The sequence below is a fragment of the Mycobacterium bulgaricum genome (assembly GCF_041287165.2).
GTDB classification, from domain to species: Bacteria; Actinomycetota; Actinomycetes; order Mycobacteriales; family Mycobacteriaceae; genus Mycobacterium; species Mycobacterium bulgaricum.
This window is the reverse complement of sequence record NZ_JBGGKV020000011.1, coordinates 135,214-156,430: the sequence shown is the minus strand read 5'-3', so window position 1 is coordinate 156,430 and position 21,217 is coordinate 135,214. Positions and strand designations below refer to the sequence as shown.

Annotated in this window: 18 protein-coding genes and 2 pseudogenes; 5 read left to right on the top strand and 15 right to left on the bottom strand. The window is 64.1% G+C overall.

Features of this window, described 5'->3' with window-relative positions; translation table 11 throughout:
* Window positions 1–18: 18 nt before the first annotated feature.
* The 3 genes from ACAG24_RS24150 (at window position 19) to ACAG24_RS24140 (ending at window position 1,749) form a co-directional block, all read left to right on the top strand.
* A complete protein-coding gene (locus ACAG24_RS24150) occupies window positions 19–477 on the top strand; it encodes a hypothetical protein (RefSeq protein ID WP_370476023.1) in 459 nt (152 codons plus the stop codon).
* A gap of 274 nt (window positions 478–751) precedes the next feature.
* A complete protein-coding gene (locus ACAG24_RS24145; protein ID WP_370476024.1) occupies window positions 752–1,294 on the top strand; it encodes a hypothetical protein in 543 nt (180 codons plus the stop codon).
* Window positions 1,295–1,554: 260 nt separating this feature from the next.
* On the top strand, window positions 1,555–1,749 hold the full coding sequence (locus ACAG24_RS24140; protein WP_370476025.1) for a hypothetical protein: 195 nt from the start codon (window positions 1,555–1,557) through the stop codon (window positions 1,747–1,749).
* 35 nt (window positions 1,750–1,784) lie between these two features.
* On the opposite strand, the gene ACAG24_RS24135 is transcribed toward ACAG24_RS24140, so the two are convergent.
* From ACAG24_RS24135 to ACAG24_RS24115, 5 genes are read right to left on the bottom strand one after another with little or no spacing between them, the layout of a single operon-like run.
* Complete coding sequence (locus tag ACAG24_RS24135; RefSeq protein ID WP_370476026.1) at window positions 1,785–3,518, bottom strand: phospholipase D-like domain-containing protein; 1,734 nt, start codon at window positions 3,516–3,518, stop codon at window positions 1,785–1,787.
* Window positions 3,519–3,553: 35 nt separating this feature from the next.
* Window positions 3,554–4,351 (bottom strand): hypothetical protein, encoded by a 798-nt coding sequence (locus ACAG24_RS24130; protein ID WP_370476027.1) that lies wholly within the window; start codon window positions 4,349–4,351, stop codon window positions 3,554–3,556.
* 25 nt (window positions 4,352–4,376) lie between these two features.
* Window positions 4,377–5,870 carry a GMC oxidoreductase gene (locus ACAG24_RS24125; protein ID WP_370476028.1) on the bottom strand — a complete coding sequence of 498 codons (1,494 nt, stop codon included), beginning with the start codon at window positions 5,868–5,870 and terminating at the stop codon, window positions 4,377–4,379.
* Window positions 5,860–7,500: a hypothetical protein gene (locus ACAG24_RS24120; protein ID WP_370476029.1), complete on the bottom strand. Its 1,641-nt coding sequence runs from the start codon at window positions 7,498–7,500 to the stop codon at window positions 5,860–5,862. Before ACAG24_RS24120 ends, ACAG24_RS24125 begins: the two co-directional genes overlap by 11 nt.
* Complete coding sequence (locus ACAG24_RS24115; protein ID WP_370476030.1) at window positions 7,497–8,327, bottom strand: hypothetical protein; 831 nt, start codon at window positions 8,325–8,327, stop codon at window positions 7,497–7,499. The genes ACAG24_RS24120 and ACAG24_RS24115 overlap by 4 nt, the downstream gene beginning before the upstream one ends.
* Before the next feature lie 286 nt (window positions 8,328–8,613).
* Here ACAG24_RS24115 and ACAG24_RS24110 point away from each other — a divergent pair.
* Window positions 8,614–8,973, top strand: a pseudogene (locus ACAG24_RS24110) (replication-relaxation family protein); the annotation flags it as partial.
* Between the two features lie 105 nt (window positions 8,974–9,078).
* Window positions 9,079–9,440 (top strand): annotated as a pseudogene (locus ACAG24_RS24105) (integrase core domain-containing protein); the annotation flags it as partial.
* Between the two features lie 296 nt (window positions 9,441–9,736).
* Here ACAG24_RS24105 and eccE read toward each other — a convergent pair.
* The 10 genes from eccE to ACAG24_RS24055 all read right to left on the bottom strand — a co-directional run bounded on the left by eccE (window position 9,737) and on the right by ACAG24_RS24055 (window position 21,176).
* Entirely contained in the window at window positions 9,737–11,440 is a 1,704-nt protein-coding gene (gene eccE / locus ACAG24_RS24100) for a type VII secretion protein EccE (protein ID WP_370476031.1), read from the bottom strand.
* Entirely contained in the window at window positions 11,437–13,128 is a 1,692-nt protein-coding gene (locus ACAG24_RS24095) for a S8 family serine peptidase (protein ID WP_374150796.1), read from the bottom strand. Before ACAG24_RS24095 ends, eccE begins: the two co-directional genes overlap by 4 nt.
* Window positions 13,128–14,585 (bottom strand): type VII secretion integral membrane protein EccD, encoded by a 1,458-nt coding sequence (gene eccD / locus ACAG24_RS24090; protein WP_370475112.1) that lies wholly within the window; start codon window positions 14,583–14,585, stop codon window positions 13,128–13,130. The genes ACAG24_RS24095 and eccD overlap by 1 nt, the downstream gene beginning before the upstream one ends.
* Before the next feature lie 56 nt (window positions 14,586–14,641).
* Complete coding sequence (locus tag ACAG24_RS24085; protein ID WP_370475111.1) at window positions 14,642–16,246, bottom strand: nucleotide-binding protein; 1,605 nt, start codon at window positions 16,244–16,246, stop codon at window positions 14,642–14,644.
* 66 nt (window positions 16,247–16,312) lie between these two features.
* On the bottom strand, window positions 16,313–17,830 hold the full coding sequence (gene eccB / locus ACAG24_RS24080) for a type VII secretion protein EccB (RefSeq protein ID WP_370475110.1): 1,518 nt from the start codon (window positions 17,828–17,830) through the stop codon (window positions 16,313–16,315).
* Between the two features lie 78 nt (window positions 17,831–17,908).
* Window positions 17,909–18,775 (bottom strand): ESX secretion-associated protein EspG, encoded by an 867-nt coding sequence (locus tag ACAG24_RS24075; protein WP_370475109.1) that lies wholly within the window; start codon window positions 18,773–18,775, stop codon window positions 17,909–17,911.
* Window positions 18,776–18,877: 102 nt separating this feature from the next.
* On the bottom strand, window positions 18,878–19,165 hold the full coding sequence (locus tag ACAG24_RS24070) for a hypothetical protein (RefSeq protein ID WP_370475108.1): 288 nt from the start codon (window positions 19,163–19,165) through the stop codon (window positions 18,878–18,880).
* Window positions 19,166–19,214: 49 nt separating this feature from the next.
* Window positions 19,215–19,535 (bottom strand): hypothetical protein, encoded by a 321-nt coding sequence (locus tag ACAG24_RS24065; protein ID WP_011767965.1) that lies wholly within the window; start codon window positions 19,533–19,535, stop codon window positions 19,215–19,217.
* Window positions 19,536–19,616: 81 nt separating this feature from the next.
* Window positions 19,617–20,855 (bottom strand): PPE domain-containing protein, encoded by a 1,239-nt coding sequence (locus tag ACAG24_RS24060; RefSeq protein ID WP_370475106.1) that lies wholly within the window; start codon window positions 20,853–20,855, stop codon window positions 19,617–19,619.
* 15 nt (window positions 20,856–20,870) lie between these two features.
* Window positions 20,871–21,176 carry a PE domain-containing protein gene (locus tag ACAG24_RS24055; RefSeq protein ID WP_370475105.1) on the bottom strand — a complete coding sequence of 102 codons (306 nt, stop codon included), beginning with the start codon at window positions 21,174–21,176 and terminating at the stop codon, window positions 20,871–20,873.
* Window positions 21,177–21,217 lie beyond the last annotated feature (41 nt).

The following is a 21,217-nucleotide window of genomic DNA, read 5'->3' as shown; positions in this document are numbered from 1 at the left end:
CAGGGAAGGAAACCGTAGATGTTACCGGCTGACGCATCCCCCATCACCTCGCGACGCATTCAAGACTTCGATGCGCCGACACTTGATTGGGACGACAAGCAGCTCGTCCTTACACTCTGCCGACTCTATTTTGGGCCGGCGCGCGCTGCGGTCCAGGATGTGTCAAGCGCTGATTCGCTGCGCGAACTAGGGCGGATTTTTCGCGCACCGGGCGAACGCTTCGAACTACTGGAAACCAGCACGTCGCTCGGCACCGAGTTCTTCTCGCGACCGGTGCAGCGAGCCAGCGGACTTCACGGCGCAAAGCTTGAACAGTTTGGCAATCCATCCAAGTTCTTCCTGTATTGCGGGCCACTAAACGCCACCATGTATATCGGGGCTGATTACCTTCACGGAAGCGCCGATGCTGTGACGGTCAACTGTATACTTCTTAATTCGAGTTTCGATCCGGTCGAGTCGCACACACTACGGGTCTGACATTCCTGCCGCCCCGACACGAGGCCTCAAACTCCCTGGCGCGTGCCAGCTGTCGGCTAGCTGGCGCATCCGCACGGTGCCATCGCCAAGCGGCGAGCACGTCGACACACGCAATAATCTGCTACCAGTCTTGTATGTCGAAACTTGTTATTTGACAATGGAACTCACGCATTATCGGCTATCCTGTCTAATCAGACGATCGCTCATGACTGACTTGAGACATACGGAACTATGACGATACCCTCAGATCGACATATCCAAGGAGCGGCATGTAATGGCGAAGTATTCACAAGCGGAGCGCGCGCAGCTTGCCGATGCCTTCAACTGCGAGCTAAACCAAGTTGACGGTCGACTTGCCCAATTCGTGGCGGCTTCGGAGGAAGAGTACGTCCGAATGATATTGGGCCAACATGTCTATAGCCGCGGACAGGACATTAAGGTCTATCGACTCAGCCTGATGATTAAGCACGCGTTCGGCGGCCGCCTGCCCTCTGAGGGCCAGATCAGCGCGTTGTTCCAAACCACGGCCACCGAGAGCCGCGGTCTGCTTCGAGCGGTACGAGCCAAGTTCCAGTATGAATTGCGCCAGGCGATCAGAAGTAGCATGCAAGCGGCCGTCAGTCGCGCTAATCGCGACGAAGAAAATGGCGAGTGGGCGATGGTGTGCGACTCGGAAAATATAATCGACGCGCTGAACGACGCTGTAGCGCGCCATGACGGCAGCCTTCCTCGGATACGGAAGGCGCCGGGAAGTGCGGGCGAATACACGCTAGCGCCTTCAACGTACATGGCGCTCACGAGTGAAATCCTCAAATGACGGTGTCGGCCGACCTGCTCACTGCCGCCGGACTAATTTTGGCGACAATTGGACTGGTGTTTTCTGCGTGGCATACCGAGATGACCGAGGCAACGCGCGTCGCAAAACTAAGAAAACGAGCAGACCGTGAACCCCAGATACAGACTGTGCGCCGCGCGCTGTGGTCACGGGCAGTACCTCTCTTCGCTGCCGTAGGCTGCACTGCCGCAGCGCTTTTTCCGCCAGCCTGGTCAGTTGTATGGCATGCCCTAACCGATCACATGGGCAATCCGTACGATCCGGTACGAGCCATCTTCGTCGGGGTATGGCTGTTGATGGTTGCTTTGGCCGCTGCAGTCGGACAGGTTGTCGTTGCGTTGTGGCGCAAGAAGCGCGCCCTCGACCAACCTGACCCTCCGCCGGCCGCACCGCAGAGCTCCGCGCCTGGGACCCATCCGCCCGAGGAACTCGTGTAGCGATCGCGAAGAGCTCGATGGAATACAGGGCTGACCTATAGATGTGGATTCGCGAAGTAAGTCCTGCGCGTCGCTTTCGCGATGTTGTCGAAGTATGGCGGCCACCACGGCCAGAATGAATCAGTTGGTTCCACAAGCCATCGGCCTTCACGGCGCGCCAGGGAGGCAAGCTGGCGCGGCTCATGGGAGGCGGCGTACACCAAGCGAGATCCCCAGCGGCGCAACCGTGAACCGAACTGCTGTGACTCACGGAAGGCATGATGCTGGTGCATCCGCATGAACTCCGTCAGAAAGACATCCGCCAGCCGCTTGTCGCCACGCACCACAAGCATGTTCTCGTCATTTCGTCGCGTTGATGCATCACTAAAGTTTGCTGATCCGTTCACAACGATGGGATCGGCGGATAGCGGATCAATGAGCATGAACTTGTTGTGGATGTAGTGGACGTTGGTGTTAAGCCCCGATAGCCGTTCTGCGACCCAACCCTCCAGGACGTCGCTTTTCATGAGACTGCCGACTGCGAAAGTGTTTTCGGGAAGATTGCGCAACTGCTGCATCTGCTCCTCCGCCGCGCGGCGCGCATCGGCCTTGAGCGACCTGTTGACGAGGCTCTCCAAGAGTGCGAAACGGAGTGGTGCTGCGGATTCTTTGTATACCTTCTGAAAGATCGGATTCATGCCGAACGCGAAAGTCATAAAGAGTGCGTCACGAGCCGCAGTTGCACGAGCGGCATACCAATTGAGCGCATCCAGGTTCTGGCGTGGACTGAACAGTACCGTCGTGCCTGACTCAGGTTCGCCGGCAGGCAGCGGCGTCAGCCTCTCCACCTCCGGCCAAAGGTCTCCGTTGCTCGGATCCTGCGCGAGCGCTTCCCAATAGGCAAGGTATTTCGCAGCGACGACGGGGTCTTCGACGACGTGGGCGACGTTCGAGTGGCCAAAGATGCCGCCTTCAGAAAAGTTGGTCCCACCCGTCCAAACCGATGCAGGTCCACCGTCGGCCAGTTTGAGAATAAATTTGTTGTGCGAAATGTAGGACCGGGAAGTTTGTCTACCAACGGCGACATCGGTAAGCCCGTTTTCTCGAAGGGCGGACTCCGTGTCCTCATAGATATCTGGATCGCGACGATCGTAGATCAGGCGCACATCGACGCCTCTGTCTATAGCCTGCGCCACCTCTGCGAGCAGAGGCCCATAATCGAACTCGTAGGCGCAAATGCGCAGGCCCATGGTCGAATCGGCAGACCGGATGAAGTCGCGCATCGCCTCCCACAGGCCTCGGGAAAGCCAGGTGAAAGCTTCCTGGCCCACCTGCGATGGCGTCCGATTCTGAAACCGATTTGCGTACTGTTGCGACGCCGCAGCTCCACGATTGAAGTACACATCGTGAGCACCGTTCTCGGGGTCCTCGGTGACAACATCGACGCTAACCTGGGCTGCTGTGTCAGGAGATTCCACGGAGCCCTTAAGCGCAGAAACGGTATAGGTGTATCGATGTCCGGGCTCAGCCTGGTAGTCAGACCACTGAAAGCCCTGCAGCGGATGATGTTCCGTTGAAAAGGGCGGATCGTACCTACCCTTAGCCACGCTGCGGAAGGCGCGCTGACCTCGGAGGTATCCGGCGCTGTTCTTCGTATGATTTCGACGATGGATGGAGAAGCCAAGTAGGCCTTCGCAATCAATCTGAGCCATATCTAGACCCAGTTGTACGACGTACGTGCCTGCCGTCGCGCCGACTGTCAGGAGGCCGTCGTGCTCTTTGGCTCTCATTGCTTAAACCTGCCCACGATTTGTAACCACATGATTCAGAAGGTCCTCTCGTCTGAATAGGGGTTGCGTCGGAAGAAGCGCAGGTCCCGCGAGAACAGCCAATTGAAGGCTGCGGCATCGGTGATATCGACGCCCGTTTCCTCGTCGTCCACGACATAGGCAGGTTCGCAAATCAAGTCCCGGATCACTTCGGCGTCGGGCGGCAGGATACCTACCTCATCGAGAGGTTGCGATGGCGGATCTGAGGAGTGAAGCCATAGAGCGGCGTAGGTGGGTGTCGCGATGCAGACCATTTGGTCATAACCCGATGCCTTAACCAGCTCGCGCTTATGAAAGCTTTCTTGCCGCAGAGCGTTCGCAAAATCGTCGCGTGCAGCGGTCGGTGCCACGAATGCGATCCGTGTCTGGCCGTCCTGCCAGTCAATAGAGTCCCAATTTAAGTACCAAGACTGCTCGAGCTCAGGCTGGTCGCCGATGTTTGGATCACCGGGGAAGTTGCCGCTCGACCGCTCCATGTCAAAAACCGCACTGTGGGCATGGGTATAGATGCGGCGCGATAGCGAAGTTTGTCGTTTGGCGTCATACACGCCCCGGTTTGCGTACACGATGAGCGCAATCTCGTCGGGGTACCCATCCATGTAATCAGGAAGATTCAGGACTGCCGGCAGATAGGCCGCTAAGCCGAGTGGCGCTTGCATTAAAGGGGTTCCCGGCATGAAGGTGTGCCCCAGTTCGCGGTAGAACTCCTGCTTTGTGAGGGCGGGATTTCGGTAGCCGCGGAATATGCGGGAGCCCGTATACGCAGAAGGCAGTGCGAGACGGCTTGGGGGCATGTTCGGCTCTCCGTATCTATCGGGGCTACAGCGCAGTCAACTTCTCGGCCAGGCTCAAGGCTTTTCGCCGGGCAAGGGCGACCAGTGTGAGATGCGGGTTGGTGGCGCCGATAAGCGGCAGGCTTGCCGCGTCCGCGCTAATTAAGTTCTCCACCTCGTGAAAAGCTCCGTCGGGATCAGTAACAGACGTGGAGGGATCCGTGCCCATGTCGAGTCCGCCCGCTTCGTGGTAGCTCGCACCGGGCCCTCGGAAGCGGTCGGCGGTGTCGATGTCTTCACCGGCCGACATGCCCAGCTGTTCGCAGATTTGTCTAGCGCGTGCGCGGATGCTCTCACGGCGCTGCTGATCCTCTTCCGTGTAGACGAACGACACAGCGGCACAGCCCAATTTGTCGCGCACTTGTTCCGCAGTCCCGTGTGTAGGCAGTCGCACACTATTTTTCGCATTCTTGTCCGTCGCACAGAATGCACGAAGCATCAGCTGGTAACGCTCACCAGGGCTCGGCGACCAATCATATCCGTCACCGATGGTAAAAAGCGTTCGTCCCGGGACGTGCAGTTCCCACTGCTCGCCAGTCTGAGATGTAGAAGGAATGTGGACGACGGCAGTGTCCACACTCTTTCGATCGAAGAGCGCCGGGGCGTCAAAACGGCATCGATAAAAGTGGTGCTCCTGCAAACCTTTTCCAATCAACGCGTATGGATCGGAAATGTTCGAAGCCAGAGCAAGCCGTGCGGACTCGACGGCGCCACCAGCAAGCACGACGCTACGCGCATGCACCTTCAGCACGTCTGCCCCACTGCCAGCCTGCCGCGCTAGGACGCCTTCGACGTCGCCGTCATTATTCACAACTACTTGTTGCACGTAAGTGTCTGTGCAAAGCGTGATCTGACCCCGCGCTACCGCTTCGCCTGATTGGCGTAGAAATACGCCCAGTCCCGACGCGATGCCGGCGGCAAGCCTTCCCGGTGCGGAGGAGCCGGTATCGACGGCGAACGGGCCCGGGCCAGCATCGAGACCAATAGCTCTAAGGCGCAATATGATTCGCTCAGCGAGCGGAGATTCCCCAAGTTGCTGCGTCACGCGAAACTGTTGTTCGGCCCACGCATACTCGGACTCCAGGTCCACAGCGGTGATGGGCCATCCGTCGAAGTCGTGCCCTGGGAAGCGTGGCGCTGCGCCGTTCCAAAAAAGACCGCGTCCGCCTAAGCACCCGTAGTTCGGCCCGAACGGCGTGGTGCCGTCGGAGAGCAGCGGACTATATTCGACCTCATCACGAACACTATCTGACAGCGCCTGCGCGAAACGCAGCTCGGTGTTGGCGATATGCGTGAGGAACCTGGCGGGGCCCGCTTCCAGGACCAGGATGCGCAGATCCGAATGTGCTTCAGCCAGCGTGCCCGCAACCGTGAGACCGGACGAACCGGCGCCGACTACCAGGCAATCAAAGGGCGGGCCGTCCGAAGAGCGTCGTACCAGAGCTCCATAGTTTCGGGAGAGCAGCGATTCATTCGGCACGTACTTTGTCTCCTCCGCTGCCTTTGCTCTGGCTAGCCCAGTACGCAAGCCATGCGGCGACAAGGTCGGCGTCCAGGTCCTCAATGAGCTTCGGCAAGTTGGGGTCGTCGACAGTCGGCGCAATCAGCCGACTCGCGGCCTGACGGAGCGCGTCGGCTTGGTATTTGTCCGTCAGCACAGCGCACAAGAAGCCTGCTTGCAGCAGAGCGTGGACTTGGCGCACGCCATAGAAGTCGGGTTCGTTTTCGGATGCCAGTTGGGGGTCGGGTAGCAAGACCTGGCCTACGCGTACCTGGCGGGCCGTGCTACTCGTAGTGAAGATGCCAAAAACCTTGCGGTTGCCCAGATCAAAGGCAGCCTGCCGGTTGATTCCGCCCGACCAGAGAACTTTGATGCCCAGGTCGTCCCTTGCGTGCCGGTCAAGCTCAGCGATCTCGTCAACGCTGAAGACGCCGTTGGGTGTCTGATCAGTTCGAACTAGCGGTCTTGGGCCTTCAGAGCCTGGCTTATCAATGCGAGGCGTGATGCGATCCGGGCAGTCCACTAGTACGATTCGAGCGCCATGGCCACGGACCATCTTTAGCCACAGTCGGAGTGCCTCACTAGCGTCGTCGCTGAGATACACACGGTCGTCGGTGACCACGGGTGTGTCAGCGTAAAACGCAGGGATGGCGTCTATTTCAGACCAATGCTGCACGGCCTCAATCACGACATCTTGTTCAGAGAGCGTGAGCGGTGTCAAACCATACTTGGCGGCGTGAAAGCCGAAGTGATGCGCAGCCTGCATACCGGTCCAGACACCAACAGCCGCAGACAGTTCGTCACAGGTAAAGCGCGGCGACAAACGAACATGCTTACCCGCAGCAATCTTAAGAAGGTAACTCGCCTCGGCTGGCTCCAATACACTGAGCAACCCTTGCGCGCCCATGCGAGCTCGGGCGGCAACCACGATATGGCCGTCTATCGCGACCTCTTCCATTCCCAGATGACCAGCCAGTTCAATACAAGCCTCTAGCAACCGGATTCGATCTTCGCCGTGAACACCGCTGACGTCGATGAGGAGAGCCAGGCGGTGTGTACTGGGTGGCCCAATCTTGCCTGCGCGGCGGCGTTCACTGAGCTCCTTGTCGAGCGCACGGATCGTGCGCTCGAGGTCCGCAGATATGCCACCGTGCGGGACTCGTAAACGCACAAGAAGGGGGCGTGGCGCACCATCGGGTGTCAGCACAAACGGACGAAAAATGCTCTCAATAGTATTGGCCAACTCGTCGCTACTGCTGGTTGCGGTTACGGCGGCCTCTGGGAAGGGGCGATCAGCGCGGGCATTGACCCGGATACTGACGTTGGTGGTGCAGTATGCGTGACCCGCCACTGCGGCAATGATGTCGGCGTATTGGTCAGGTCCGATGGGCGCTTCACCGCCGCTTGTCATGCGCTCACCATCGACGATGATCCCGACAACGCTTGGATCGTGAGATTTCGCTGCTCGTGCCTTGCTTGCTTCCAGGGCGGCTCGCACTACCTCGGGAACGGCGCTGCCCTCGTCACTGACGCCGAGAAGCGGACCAAATTGCGTTGCATCGTAATCGATGAGCGATGCCCGAATCCCGCCAGCTGACGACGTTGTCATGCATCGGGTCGCATTCGCACTTGGTCATCAAGGAAGATAAGCCAATCGGCATTCTCCACTTCTTCGCGTCCAGCGGCATCGAAACGCTTTGGGATTTCACGGTTCAGCCGATCGAGGTAGCGAAGTAACGGACGACGTGGCGGCAGTGCTTCCTCGCGGCTGTCCAGCAAATCGTTTCGCTTCCATCCCATTTCGTCGATGTAATCGGCGAAGCCGAAGCCATCGAAGAAGTAGTCTTCCGACTCCAACATTGCCATATACCAAAGGCTGGGAATTGCCTCCGGGTTGGGACGGATTGGCGTCTCTTGCGCGAGTCCTTCGAGGATCTTCAGACCCTTATCGTCGCCCTTCAGGTGGTGCTTGAGCTCGTCCAACTTTGAAAGTTCCAAACGTGGCGTTACAAGCAGTACCGGCTTGTGTTGTTGGCGCGCTAGGGCAATCTCGTGCACTGTACCAACGCTGTAGACGTTGGTCGGGCAATAAGCGATCAGAAAGTCTGCAAGGTCGGTCATACGGAGATCGACGTGGAGTGTCGGCCAGAACAGATCGCAGAGTTCATCGCGCTTCGCGCGCGCCGCGTCTGTGCCCTCATAGCGCCACTCGGTCCGACGGCTAGTGCTCAGTTCGTCCTCTTTGCCGTAATGCGGCATTCCTGACACTTCGGGCTTATTCCACGGGTCGTACACGGTCACGCCGCGCGACAGCAGAAATTGAGACACGCGTACGCGCCAGCCGGAGACCGCCTCCTGCTGACGATCGGCGACAAAATCCATGGGGCCCGATAGGTACACCGTTGCGCTATCAAGAATATTGCCATGATCGGTCAACTCTTGCGACCGCCCCGCTAACTCTTGTTGCCGACTAAGCATTAATTGCCCTCCAACGCGCCACGACTTATCTGCACTCGGATGTTCACGAGCGTACGGCGTGATGCGCCCAGAATTTGCCATTTCTGCAGAACGCGTGGATTTGTCGATCCGAATCAGAATGGTTGAGGGAAGGTGCAGACGCGTCCAACTCAATACGCGCTACAGCTAAGTTGCAGTCTCCTGAACAACAAACGCGGCAGCATCCCACCAGCGCTAGTTTGCCGTTAGCGGAAGGGGGGCGGACGTGACAGGCCGTTGGCACACGACGCTCCACACGGTGGCCGACCGAATCAGCGACCGCGACTATCAGATCCTGAGATCGATTGCCGAGCACCGATTCCTCACAACGCACCAGATCCATGCGCTTCACTTTGCTGATCACACAACGACATCCGGCGGTCGCATCGCCCGACGAACATTGGCACGGCTACGTTCCCTCGGTTTGACCGACATCCTAGAACGACGGATAGGCGGCGTTCGTGCCGGATCAGCTGGACTCGTGCACCACCTGACAGACGCCGGCTACCGGCTCACCGACGGCCGCAGACGACGCACGCAGAACCCGACGCACGCTATGTCGATCACCACCTCGCTGTGGCCGACGCCCACGTCGAACTCATGGCAGCTGACCTCAGCGGTCACCTGGATCTCGTTGAGCCAGTATCGTGGCGGCGCTATACGGGTCTGGGCGGAGCACGCCGCGTTCACGCGGAACACGTTGTCTGGCCTAAAATGTCACTACGGCACCGGGTCGCAGTTCACCTCGATCCGGTACGGCGAACGGCTGGCTGAGATCGGCGCGCTGCCACCAATCGGCTCGGTCGGCGACAGCTTCGACAACGCGCTAGCAGAGACGGTCAACGGATACTACAAGGCCGAGCTGGTCTACGGGCCCGCCCGCACCGGACCGTGGAAACCGTCGACGACGTCGAGCTGGCCACCCTGAGCTGGATCTACTGGCACAACACCAACCGCCTCCACGGCTACCTCCGCGACGTCCCGCCCGCGGAGTTCGAGACCGCGTTCTACGCCGCACAACGGACCGACCAACCCCTGGCCGGAATCCAATAGCTCGAGCCTCCGACACAACCAGGGACTACCAACCCCGCGGAGTCCCCTGCGGACGCCCACGAAAAAGCCCTGAACCCCCAACGAGGGTTCAAAGCTATTCGGATGTCTTGCAGCATCACAGTTATGAGCTAAGAAGATTCGAACCCCTGAGTCCCGAAACACTGGCGGTGCGATGGCGCCGCTTCGGGCGTACCGGCCGGTCGTAAGTAATAGCGGTATTGGCGGTAGTTCGTTTCCACATGCAGTTGCCGACCGAACCTGCGGAAGTTTCGCTCGTGTCACCGCGACACGCCCCTTCAGAGCCCGAGCCAGGCCTGTTCTTGGTTGAACGCCACGATGGCGACCTCGGTAGTGTCGTGGACGGTGCTGATGCGCACCGATTCCCGCGAGATCTGCTGAAAGTGGATGTCGGGTTGCTGCCCGCCGGGCTGGGCACGCCCGAGGGTAATCACAGTGGCCGACAGTCCCGTTGGCGGCGCAATGAGGGGACGGTCGTTGACGATGATCGAGGGCACAAACTCTGCGGGCCGACGGCGCTCGACCACGGCGATATTGGGCTGGGCCAACCTCGCCCACCGGCTGGGTTGGCTGGAGTAGATGGCGATCCGCTCCCCCACCGCGGCGGCGCGGATGAGCAACTGGCGCACGTAATACTCACTGGTGTCCATGATGATGCGGGTGGCCTGCTGCGGATCGGTCAGAGAGAGCATGATGAGGTCGTCGCGCTGTACTGGCGGTTCTGCGCGGCGGTCATCGCGCAGCGCAGCTCCCACCAGAATGCCCGTCGCGCCGATCGGGATCTCCAAGGCGCTCGGCTCGCCCAGTGGGCGGGCGGGGATGTCGAGATGGCCTGGGCGCGCCGTCGGGGCCGGCCGCAGTGCGGCGGGAAACTGGTCGCCGGGCAACGTGTTGAGATACAGCGTTGGTGGCTGCTGCGGGGGCTGTGGATCGTTGGTGCGTACCGTTGCCGCGATCATCACCGGGCCATCGCCGTCGGGGGCCTCCACGTAGCGGCGTTTGAACAAGCTCAGGGTCAGGACCACCTCGTCGCTGCGCAGCGCCCACATTTGATGCAGTGACGCGGTGGTGATGTCCTCGGGAGAGAAGTAGTACGTCGTCAGAAACCCGGGGTGGCCCTTGATGGTGCGCCAGCCGACCTCGTTGCTGACCTTGCTGCGCCGCTGCGCCGGGCTGGTGGAGCGGAAGGGCACCGGGTCGGCCGGGCTGTCGGCGCCCTCGATGACCGGGGGTGCCGGCGCCGGCTGCAGCCGCGCTCCCAGCCGGTCGAGCGCGGTGTCGAGCTCGGCGGCTGTCAGGGCGGTGGCGCGGACGTCGCGCTCTATCAGGGCATTGATGATGCGCTCGGTGGCGGCGGCCGCCGCCGCACCGACCGACTGTCGGTACTGCAAGCCGGGCACCGAGTTCTGGATGTCCAGGCGCACCACGACCTGCACGGTGCGCTGCCCGGCGGCGGGCCGGTCGGCCAGCAGCGTGCTGTACAGCGGGGGGTACTCGTTGCCTCGGCGTACCCGGTGCCCGGCGGGCACTACGTCGATCGCCAGCTGAATCCCGCCGGGCTGGTCGAGCAGCTCGGTGAGCACCTCCAGTGGCAACACGTTGCGGGTCAGCGACACCGTAGAGCCCCGCAGGAACGTCAGCGAATACGGCTTGCCGGTCACCTCGATCATCGTGAGGGCTTCACACTCCTCGACGCGCACACCGCACACGATGTTGCCGTGGGGCACATCCACTGCCGCAGCCGCCGCCGGGTACTTGCCGCGGCGTGAACGTCGCCAGCGCCGCACGGCCGCCAGCCAGCCAGGAACGTTGCGGCGGTGCACGGTGGGAACCAGCAGCAGCAGCGCCGCCGCGGTGATCACCGCGGCCGGCCACCACCCGAACCGTGCCGGTGGCAAACCGATAAACGCCACCAGGGCAACGACTTCCAGCGCGACCACTACCGGTGTGCCAGCGCGCACGCCCACCGTACGCGCCTTCATCGCAGCCTCCGTCGCAGGCCCACGACCGCCACGGCGACCGCGGCGACCAACAGGACCGCGGCGCCGGCGAGCAGGGCGCTATTGCGCGGTCGATGATCCGGCCCCGGCGGCGGCGGAGGCACGTAGAGATCGGTGCTGAGCCGCTCGACTGGCTTCGGATCGCCCAACGGCACATCGAAGGTCAGCGCCGCTACCGGATCGACCACGCCGTAGCCGACCTGGTTATCGACCCCACGGGCCGGGTTGTGGGCGGTCTCGGTGATGCGCCGCATGACCTGGGCCGCAGTGAGATCGGGGAACTTGGCCCGCACCAGCGCGACCACGCCGCTCACGTAGGCGGCTGAGAAGCTGGTCCCCCAGAAACCCGCACCCAAGCCGGGTTCATCCGGTCGGGCGTTGACCGCCGCGCCGTTGGTGTTCGATAGGCCCATGATCCGCCAGCCCGGCGCGGCCACCGACACCCACGGCCCGTTGATCGAATCCGGCAGCGGCAACCCCTCGGGGGTCACCGCGCCGACGGTCAACACGTAGTCGGAGAACCACGCCGGAGTCACGATCGTGCGCACCCCCGCCCAGTCCCGCGGATCGTCGGGGTTCAGCGCATTGAATGCGGGGTTTTGTCCGCAGTCCTGCCCCTGGTCGCCGCCGCCCTGGTTGCCGGCCGCAGCCACGATCACGATGTCCTTGTCCACGGCCGCGTAGCGCACCGCTGCGCCCAGAGCATCCTGGTTGACCGGGGCGGCGGCGTTGATGCACGACGCCAACGACACGTTGATCACCTGCACGCCGGGCAGGTCTGCGGCATGCCGAATGGCTTTGGCCAGGGTCGCGATGTCGCCGGCCTTGCGCTGACCCTCGATGTCCCCCGGGGCCGGTCGTGCCGGAGTAAACGCCGTCGAGGATTGACGAATCGAAATCAGCGAGACATCGGGGGCCACCCCGACCACCCCGTCCGGTCCCGCCGGCGGCGGCCCCGGCACCAAAGGCTGTGCGGCGCCGGTATCTCCAGGGCCCTGCGCAGGAGGCGGGCCCGCCGGGGGCGGCCCGCCGGGCGGCGGTCCACCGGGCGGTGGCTCGGCGGGCGGTGGTTCGGCGGGCGGCGGCTCGGGTGGGGGCGCCGGCGCGGTCACGGTCGCGGTCGCGGTGATCGTGGGCGGCGGGGGAAACGCCGGCGGCGCCGGGTTGGCCGGCACACCCGGTGGCGGAGGTGGCACCCCGATTCCCGCCGGACGCGGCGTGGGGCGGTCAGCCGGATTGGCCGGGGCGGCGCCGATGATCGAAGCAACAATAGTGCCGTGGCTTTCGCAATCGGTCAGCCCGCCATCAGGTAGTCCCTGCACGAAGTCGCCGCCGGGGAACAGCCGCGGGAACCGCGGGTTGGGGGCGACGCCGGTGTCGATGATGGCCACCGTCACTCCGGCGCCGGTCGAGTACTGCCAGGCCTGTTCGATGTTGAGCATGGTGTTGCCAGGGTCGGGCTGGGCCACGTTGGGATCGCCCACCACCACCGGGGTCACGCACGCCTTGGTTTGGCGCATCTCCTGGGGCGGGCCTGGCGTCTCGTCGGGCGGAAGTGCGCCCGGGTCGATCACCGGCGGAGCAATCGCCAGCGCCGCCGGGGGCGCCAACACGTTGGTGGCGAGCAGTCCGAATGCGGCCAGCCCGGCCGCCACGCGTTTGCCTCGCATCAGTGCAACCTGATGTATTGCAGCAGGCCGATCGCCCACGCGGCGAACGGCACGATGAGGGCATAGCCGATGTACTCCAGCCATTCCACGACCTGCCGTATGGGTTCAGAGAAGCTGCGTGAGGGAATAACCGCCCCGGCCAGCAGACCGGCCACAGCCACTGCGAGCACCGCGGCGGCCGAGACCACGACCGCGACGGTTGCCGAGGCGGGCGCACTCAGGCCGTAGTGCAGCGGGATCGCCATCAGCGACAGTGCCGACCCACTCACGATGGTCACCGCATGACGGCGGTGCCGCAGTCCACGGGCCCGCAGAATCAGGCACAGCGCCGTCACCACGACGACGACGATCGACGGCCACTGCGAGCCCGACCCCGGCGCGATCGCCCACCAGGAGGCCGCGAGCTGCACCACGGCGATCCCGAGCAGGGTGCCGGTGAGTACCCGGTTGGATCGGCGGGCCACCTCGGCGACCTGTTCGCCTCTCAACGTCACGTCATGGGCGGCCGACTCCACAGGGGTCAGCGTGTCCTCGGGTTGGCCGGGAGCACGGGTGAACATGTCGCGGCCGGTGATGGATTCGAAGCTCTGGCGCGGCACCCTCGCCATCTTCAGCCCGATAGCGGTTGCCGCCCGCGAGGCGATGAGTACCGCCATCAACATGACAATGGCGATGCGTTGAGCGGGAACGTCGAAGAACATGCGGGTCAGGCCGGCGGCAATGATGGCGGCGGACACCGTGACGATCGCTGTCGCCGCGGTCCAATGGCGGCCCGTCATCCGCGCCAACAGCAGCACGCCGACGGTGGCTACCACGGCCGCCAGGAAAGCATGCGGGGCGCCGGGCTGGTCGCCATACGGTGCGCTGGTGCCGGCCAGAACGAGGCCAACCAGCGCCGCCCAGGCGGCGCCGTCGACGATGACGCGGCTGGCCCCAGCGCGCGCCGACAGCATAGCCGTGACCAACAGGATGCCGGCGGTGACGGCGAAAATCGCGGGGCTCAGCCAGAACGGCTGGGCCGCCCACCGTAACCGCCACACCAGCAGGGCCGCTCCGATCAGCGCCGTCGCCGTGAGCGCCCCGGCGACGACCACCGCGTCGTGGGTCGACACCGGAGGAAAATGGGCATAGGCCCAGCGGGCCAGCGCCGTCGAGACGTTCTCGATCAGCGGCGTGTACCGGCGGGCTGTCTTCTCGGGCACGAACGCCAGCAGGTCGCCGTCGGCCACACCCTGAGCTGACAGCGACACCTCGTCCGAGAGGCGTGTCATTCCCACCGCGCGGGCGAATTCATATGTGCCCACCGGGAGTTCGTCTTCACCCTTGCTGCGCAGCAGCCGATTGACGGCCCCCAGCGTCGAGTCGGTCAACGCCGAAAGAGCAACCGCAGCGGGCAACACGAGGTCAATCTGGTGGGCGTCGCCGACCAACAGCGACACTCTGCACGACGAGGGCACCAGCGGCCCTCCCGGGGCTGACGATCCTGACGTGGGAGTCGACGGGCGCACCGTGGTCACCGGCGCCCCCGCAGGCTGTCGCTGGTCGTGGGGAAGTGCTCGGCGATCGCCGCGGCGATCTCGATGAACCGGCGCCGCGTCACCTTGTCGATGTCATTCTGCACGTCGATCACGCCGCCGGGACGCAGATGCCGATCGAAGGGCACCTCCACCACGCGCTGGCCGCGCTGGCTGAACTGCTCGTGCAGCACCTCCCGGGTGCGCTTGTCGGCGTGGCCGTCACCGTCGTTGAGTACGACCACGGTGCGATGCAGCAGCCCGGTATGGCCGGTGTTGGCGAGCAGCTCCATGGTTTGTGCTGCCGCCGACGCCCCGTCGACCCACATCGAGGACACCACGATCAGTGCGTCGAGGTCGCGCAGGACTTCGCGGGTTACCGGGGAATCCATCGTGGAGCCGCAATCAATGATCGACAGCGTGAAGTGGTTGTCCAGCCGGCCGGTCGCCTCGCGGTAGATGTTCGGATCGAGTACCCGGCGGCGGGCAGTGGCAGACTCGCCGGCCAACACGAACAAGCCGGCGGTGTTGTTACCTACCCGGGAGCGCACGTCGGCGAAGGTGCGCAAGTCCTGATCGGCGGCGAGTTCCCAATAGGACCCCTTGGCATTGGGGTCCACGCGCAGGCCCAGCTTGCCGAACGCGGTATCGGCGTCGATGGCCACCACCCGGTCGTCTTGGCGGAGCTCGGCGAAGATGGACCCCACCCCGGCGGCAATCGTGGTTTTGCCGACGCCGCCTTTGCCGAGCACCCCGATCTTGTAGCGGCCCCGCAGCAGGGAGCGGATCTTGGTCTCCAACTCCGCCAAGTGCCGTTCGTCGGGTGAGCGACCGAAGTTCAGCAGCCCGAAGGTGCTCTTGTACAGCACTTTTCGCCAGCCCTTGCCAGGGGGAATCTTGCGGGTCGGCACCAGCTCAGTGGGTCGAATGGAATCGACGTAGGAGTAGTTGGCCGGCCCCGTGGCCGCCGCGGGGGCGGGTTCACCCCACTGGCGCGGGTCACCGGCAGGGGGCGCAGATCGCTCGTTGGGCCAGCCTTGGCTGGGCGACGGCGGCCGCTGCGGGCCTGACTGCTGAGGAAACGGTGGGGCCTGCTGCCGTGGCGGCTCGCCACCCCACGGAGTGGAGGTGGGCGGCACCGTGTGCTGACCGCCGGCGGTATCACCGAAACTGCCGCCGCCAGAGGAACTTTCACGCAGCGGCGGGGGTGGGAAATCGCGGCGATCGAAAAACGTGGTGGTCTCTGCATCAGACGGGCGGTACGGCGCGCCCCGGTCAGCGTCGTGCGACGCCGGAGCGGGTTGCTCCGGCGTCGACGACGCGCCTTCAGCCTCGCCTGGTTGCGTGTGCTGGCCCCACGGTGGAGCGTCGGAACGTGGTGCTGGACTGGGCGCCTCCGGGGCGCGGCCCGGCCACGGCGGGGGTGGCGGCGGCACTGAGGATTGGGCGTGAGCGCCCGTGGTTTCCCCGCTGCTGGGAGGCAGTGGGGGCCAGCCCGGCACCGGCGGCGGTGTCGGCTCTGCGGCGTGCGCGCCGCTGCCGCGGGAATCGCCCTCGCTCGAAGGGTAACCCGTCTGCTCAGGGGGAAGGTCGCGGTCAGTCACAATCTGATCCTATCAGCGTTGATGTCGTATATCGGCACTAGTTTTGCCACTCTCGATTTATGACAACTAGCTTCCCGGAGCCCTGGTGGGGAGCGCTTCTGCGCCGCCGACCGGGGCAAGGGTGTCGTGCTGGACCAGCGCATCGGCGCGGGTCAGCGCCGGCCCTGGCGCGAAAGCCCGGACCAGCGGCCACGGTGCCTGTTGCGACCGATCCGGGGACACCCCGAGGGCCGTGAACGCGTCGTCGGACAACTCGATGCCATAGCGGACCCCTTGATCTGAAATCCACCACATCGCTTCGCGCGAGGATGCCGCTGGTGCCGCACTGGTCGTCATCACCAAGTTCGTGGCACCGGGGCTGATGTAGACCTGATCGGCCTCCACTGATTCTGGATCGCGAACGCCCTTGGGAAGTTTCACCAGACGGTTATCGGCGGAGCCCAGCGGGATCGGCAATCCCTGCCCGGACAAAATGGTGATCTCGGCGGCGCGATCTGTGGCGCCTTTCGACCATGCCAAGCAGGTGGTGGCATTGACGGCAGTGTCCACCAGGCGCAGCCGAGTGGCCGGGTAGAACGACACGGGCAGCTTATCCACCACCGGTATTGGGGCCAGCTTGTCGGGGGCGACCTGGATCGGGGCCACATCACCGAACGAGTTCGCCGACCGCAGGAGTGAGGCGACAAACGGCGAAACCCGTTGCACGCCATCCCGTAACAGGACGTACAGCGATTCGGCAGCGTTGGGTTGACCTAGGTCGCGCACCGTGAGCACCGAGCCAATCACTGCGCCGTCGGCGACATTCCACCGCGACGGTTCCCCCGCCCCCGGAATGGCCGGGCTTACCAGCGGGTCGGTCGCCGGAAGGGCGTCAAACAGCGGGCGCGACAACGGAATCGGTTCCGGTGCAGTCGAATCGACACCCAAGGCCAACGCGACAGCCTTATTGCTGAGGTCGATCTCGGAGCGGTGTCCCTCCCAGATCACGTAGGTCCGATCGCCGTAGCGACCCAGGATGGCATCGGGCATCTGCAGCGGTGCTGAGCGCTGGCCCAGGGTCAACTGGCCGGCGATCGCAGTCACCACGGGCTCCGAGGCTGCCGAGGTCGTTGACGTCGGGGTCGGTGCGGTGTCGCAGACGGCCCAGTCCGAGGACGGCGCGGTACGGATGGGCATCGCCGCGGGAGCGCCCACGATGCCCACCAGCGGCCCCTGTGGGTACTTCTCGAGTTCTGCGGCCTTGACGAATGTGGGGTTGTTCGGCTGGCCGGCGATCAGCCGGGCGCTCATCAGGTTCAGCGCCGGGTGCAGTCGGCCGTCGACCATCACGTAGACCGCGCCGGTGTCGCGGTCGGCCAGAATGGCCGACTGTCCGACCTGGCCGGCCGGTTTGAACCACGACAATACGAACATCAGCGCCATCGCCAGCAGCGTGAACATGACCCCGAGGATGAGCGCAGCACTGCGGCGTTGCTCGGGGTCGTATTCCAATCGGACGCCGTGATGGCTCAGCGCGGCCGCGTTGCGGCGGTTCCAGAAGTAGTGGGCCGTCACCTGCAGCCGCGACGTCAAATTCAGCGCCATATGGCCCACCCTACTAGGGGTAACGACCCTAAATCGGCACCAATTTCATGCCCCCCGACATATATGCGCATGGCGGTGTTAGGCGGCCGCCCGCGGCGCGGAGAGCAGGCCGTAGAGGTCCTCGCGCAGCGCATCGGCGGTGGCCGGCCACACGCTCATCCACTGCTTACCGTCAGCCGACGTGCTCGTCGTAATGCTGACGCGGCCAAACTCGGTGTCGGCCACGGTGACCACCCGGGGATGAACATGCTGGGCGATGTCATGGTCGATCACCATGGCGACGGCCATGGCTGAGTCGTCTAGCCGCGTCGCCGCGGCCAGGACCTCGGCCTGCTGAGGTTGCAGCCCCAGCCGGCTCACCGCGGCGATCGTGGCGTCTCGCCCTTGCGGGACAGCAGCTTCCAGCGTCGATTGCATCAGGTCGGCGGGGATGTTGACCCCGTCGATGTCAGCGGGTGCGGCCACACCCAACGCCGGCATGAAGGTGTGGCACATCAAGTCCGCCTGGACTGCGGGGTCATCGGTCTCCCCCACCGCATCCACGACCATCTCATCGCCGTCGCGGGCAGCCATCGCCAGCCACCGTCGATACCGGCACACCACGACCACCCGTTCCTCCACTGTCGGGAGCTCACCGTTGTGGACGGGCTGTCCCGAGGGTCGCCGAATGGTCAGAACCGCTTGTCGATCAGGGCGCCCCAGCACGGTCATCCAGTCGCGCACCGGTTCGTCGACCGCGCCACTGGGGGAGATCACGCCGGCCTGCACCAGGCTCAGATACTCGGCGGTGTCGGCGATCGGGACCGGCCCTGCTGTGGTCTCGACAATCAGTTCGTGATGCACCGACGGGATAAAGGGCTTGAGCCGCAACGCTGTTGGCATGGATTCCACACCCAGTAGCGCTTGCAGTACCCATACCCCCCCGACGGTTGTCGTCAGCGCCATGTCCTATCCCTTCTGTTCATTCTTTGGAGCAGCAAAAAGGGGGGCCAACTTCAGTTGGCCCCCCTTTCCGCAGTGTCGCTACAGCACCCCTGGTGGGCCGTCCTAGACCATGAACGTCTGGGCGGAGGCGCCGTCCTGGGACACGAAGTCCACGCCAGCCTGGTCGGCGGCCTGGCCGTGGCGGTGGATGACTTCCTTGCCCTCGTTCGTGGCGTCGATGATCATCTGCTGCGCCTGAGCGTAGGTGACCGACGCCTGATCGGTGGTGAAGTACTCGGCGATACCACCGAGCAGGTTCTGCGCCTCGGCGGCGATGTTGTCCAGCTCGCCGCTGAACGTCCCCAGGGCGGCGTTGTAATCGACGATCGCGCCGGGATTGACCTTGATCATTCCGTCCATTGTGGTGGAATCCTTTCGAATGTCTGTGGTGGTGGAAGGGTCAGGTGAAGCGCAGGCCGCCGGCGACCGACTGGATCTGCTGGGCGCTCTGGGTGTCGATGTTGGTGAAGTCCGGCGCGCTGTTGCGCAGCGCCGCGATCAGCGACTCCCACCGCATATTCATCTCGCGCTGCGCCTGCGAGATCTCTTCTGCGGTAGCCACGTTGGCGACACCGGCCTGACCGTCGAGGCCGCCGGAGGCCTGCAATTCGGTCGAATGCTGCTGGTAGCGGCTGAGCACGTCGAGGGCCCGCATCTTGAGGTCGTCGAGCTGGTCGGCGGTGGACTGAATCTGCGCCGCACCAACAACTTGCTGTGCCATGAAAACTCCTGTTCTGGACGATGTTTGGTTCTAGACAAAGTCTATGGGCGTCTACACACCCCGCCGTGCGCTAATTTTTGGTTACCTATCCCCCCTGTCAGCAGCCGATCGGGCAAGGGTGACCTGCATCGTGCGTCCCTGCCGCTGCTCGGTCGCCGCACCGCCATCGCGCCCCATCGCCGACGCCGGAGCGCCATACAGACCACCCGTGCCTGCACCGCCAGAGGGGCTCGGCCCGGTGGCCACCGGTTCGATGACGCCACCGAAACCGCCGGGCAGTTTGGGGGCATTCGGGGTGCTAAAACTGCCCACCGGGCGGGTGTAGGAACTGGTCGGCACGACCCCGCTACCGCCGGCACCGATGCCGCCACCACCGCCGCCCCCACTGAGCGCACTGGCCAACCCCGGCGTCGCCACCGGCGTGCCGGTCGACGGCGCCGCTGACGCGGCGCCCGGGGCGCCACCGAGACCGCCCATGCTCGATGACAACGGGCCGAGCATGCCCATCGGCATCTGCGCGAACTGGCTGAGCATCTGCGGGGCCTGACCCAGCATCTGCGGAGCTTGGCCCGCCATGCCGGTCACCGAGGAGAGTTGTCCCATCATCCCCATCGGTCCACCCATCGCCGACATTGCATCGGCGGGGGCCGACACCGCTTCACTCGCCGGCACCGCGGCCGTGCTGGCCTGCTGCATGCTTTGCGAGCTGGCCTGCAATGCGCCCTGCACGCCGGCCTGAGCCCCGGCGTCGGCCAACGCGGCCAATGCTGCGGCGGGATTAGGTGCCATCGGTGCGAACGGCGGCGGCGTCGCCAGCACGCCCAGCGCCGCGGTGACCACACCTTGATAACTGGACATGATCGTGGCGTTCTGAATCCACTGCCGCTCATACTCGGCGACCAGGGCCGCAATCGCCGGACTGTTCTGCCCGATGAAATTCGTGGCGACCAGCGCCTCGGTGTCGACGAGGTTCTGATCCGACACCGGTCCGGGCACCATCGTGGTCTTGGCCAGGTGATAGGCATCCACGATGGCCGTCGCCTGCACGACGGCCTCCTCAAACCAGGCCACCGCCATGCCCAAGATTGCCGCGAACGCCTGAGCGGTCATCGTCATCGCGGCCCCACCGGCGCCCTGCCAACCCACCGCGGCGGTGCTGGTGGTACTGGTGGTCATCGTGGCGATCTCGGCGCTGAGCATCGCCGCGGTCGCCTGATGAGCCGCTGCGGCGGCCGCCGCAGTAGCCGCCTCGTCGCCGGTGACCAACTGGTAGTAGTTGACCTGCGGCGGATTAAGTGCCGAATCCCCGAAGCCTGGCATGGCCCGACAGTGGTTCTAGATCGCCAGAGCGCTCTGCTGCAGCACGTCCATGGCCGCGTAGCTGGTGCCGTTGACACCGACGTTGCCGGCAAACATGGCCCGCGTCATCGTCAGCTGCGTCAGCGCGGCGACCGCCGCGGCGCCGCGTGCGTTCAGCGCCGCTGCCACCGCCATCGAGGCCGGATCGCTACCGGGAGGAAGCACCGTGGTCATGACCGGGGCCGCCCCGGAGGTCCCGGCGGCCATCGTCGCCGCACCCGCGCTCTCGGCAGCCGACAGCATTCCGACCAGCGCCGGCTCGACACCAATGATTGGGGACATATGTTTGCCTCTCCCTTCGTGGGGTGATCTAGACCCAGTTT

Bases quoted from the DNA above. Each gene is read 5' to 3' on its own strand.
- ACAG24_RS24140 (WP_370476025.1), top strand. From the start codon at position 1,555: ATGGGCAATCCGTACGATCCGGTACGAGCCATCTTCGTCGGGGTATGG.
- ACAG24_RS24070 (WP_370475108.1), bottom strand. From the start codon at position 19,165: ATGATCAAGGTCAATCCCGGCGCGATCGTCGATTACAACGCCGCCCTG.
- ACAG24_RS24145 (WP_370476024.1), top strand. From the start codon at position 752: ATGGCGAAGTATTCACAAGCGGAGCGCGCGCAGCTTGCCGATGCCTTC.
- ACAG24_RS24055 (WP_370475105.1), bottom strand. From the start codon at position 21,176: ATGTCCCCAATCATTGGTGTCGAGCCGGCGCTGGTCGGAATGCTGTCG.
- eccB (WP_370475110.1), bottom strand. From the start codon at position 17,830: ATGGCGCTGAATTTGACGTCGCGGCTGCAGGTGACGGCCCACTACTTC.
- eccE (WP_370476031.1), bottom strand. From the start codon at position 11,440: ATGAAGGCGCGTACGGTGGGCGTGCGCGCTGGCACACCGGTAGTGGTC.
- ACAG24_RS24135 (WP_370476026.1), bottom strand. From the start codon at position 3,518: ATGAGAGCCAAAGAGCACGACGGCCTCCTGACAGTCGGCGCGACGGCA.
- ACAG24_RS24095 (WP_374150796.1), bottom strand. From the start codon at position 13,128: ATGCGAGGCAAACGCGTGGCGGCCGGGCTGGCCGCATTCGGACTGCTC.
- ACAG24_RS24060 (WP_370475106.1), bottom strand. From the start codon at position 20,855: ATGCCAGGCTTCGGGGATTCGGCACTTAATCCGCCGCAGGTCAACTAC.
- ACAG24_RS24120 (WP_370476029.1), bottom strand. From the start codon at position 7,500: ATGACAACGTCGTCAGCTGGCGGGATTCGGGCATCGCTCATCGATTAC.
- ACAG24_RS24130 (WP_370476027.1), bottom strand. From the start codon at position 4,351: ATGCCCCCAAGCCGTCTCGCACTGCCTTCTGCGTATACGGGCTCCCGC.
- ACAG24_RS24075 (WP_370475109.1), bottom strand. From the start codon at position 18,775: ATGGCGCTGACGACAACCGTCGGGGGGGTATGGGTACTGCAAGCGCTA.
- ACAG24_RS24065 (WP_011767965.1), bottom strand. From the start codon at position 19,535: ATGGCACAGCAAGTTGTTGGTGCGGCGCAGATTCAGTCCACCGCCGAC.
- ACAG24_RS24150 (WP_370476023.1), top strand. From the start codon at position 19: ATGTTACCGGCTGACGCATCCCCCATCACCTCGCGACGCATTCAAGAC.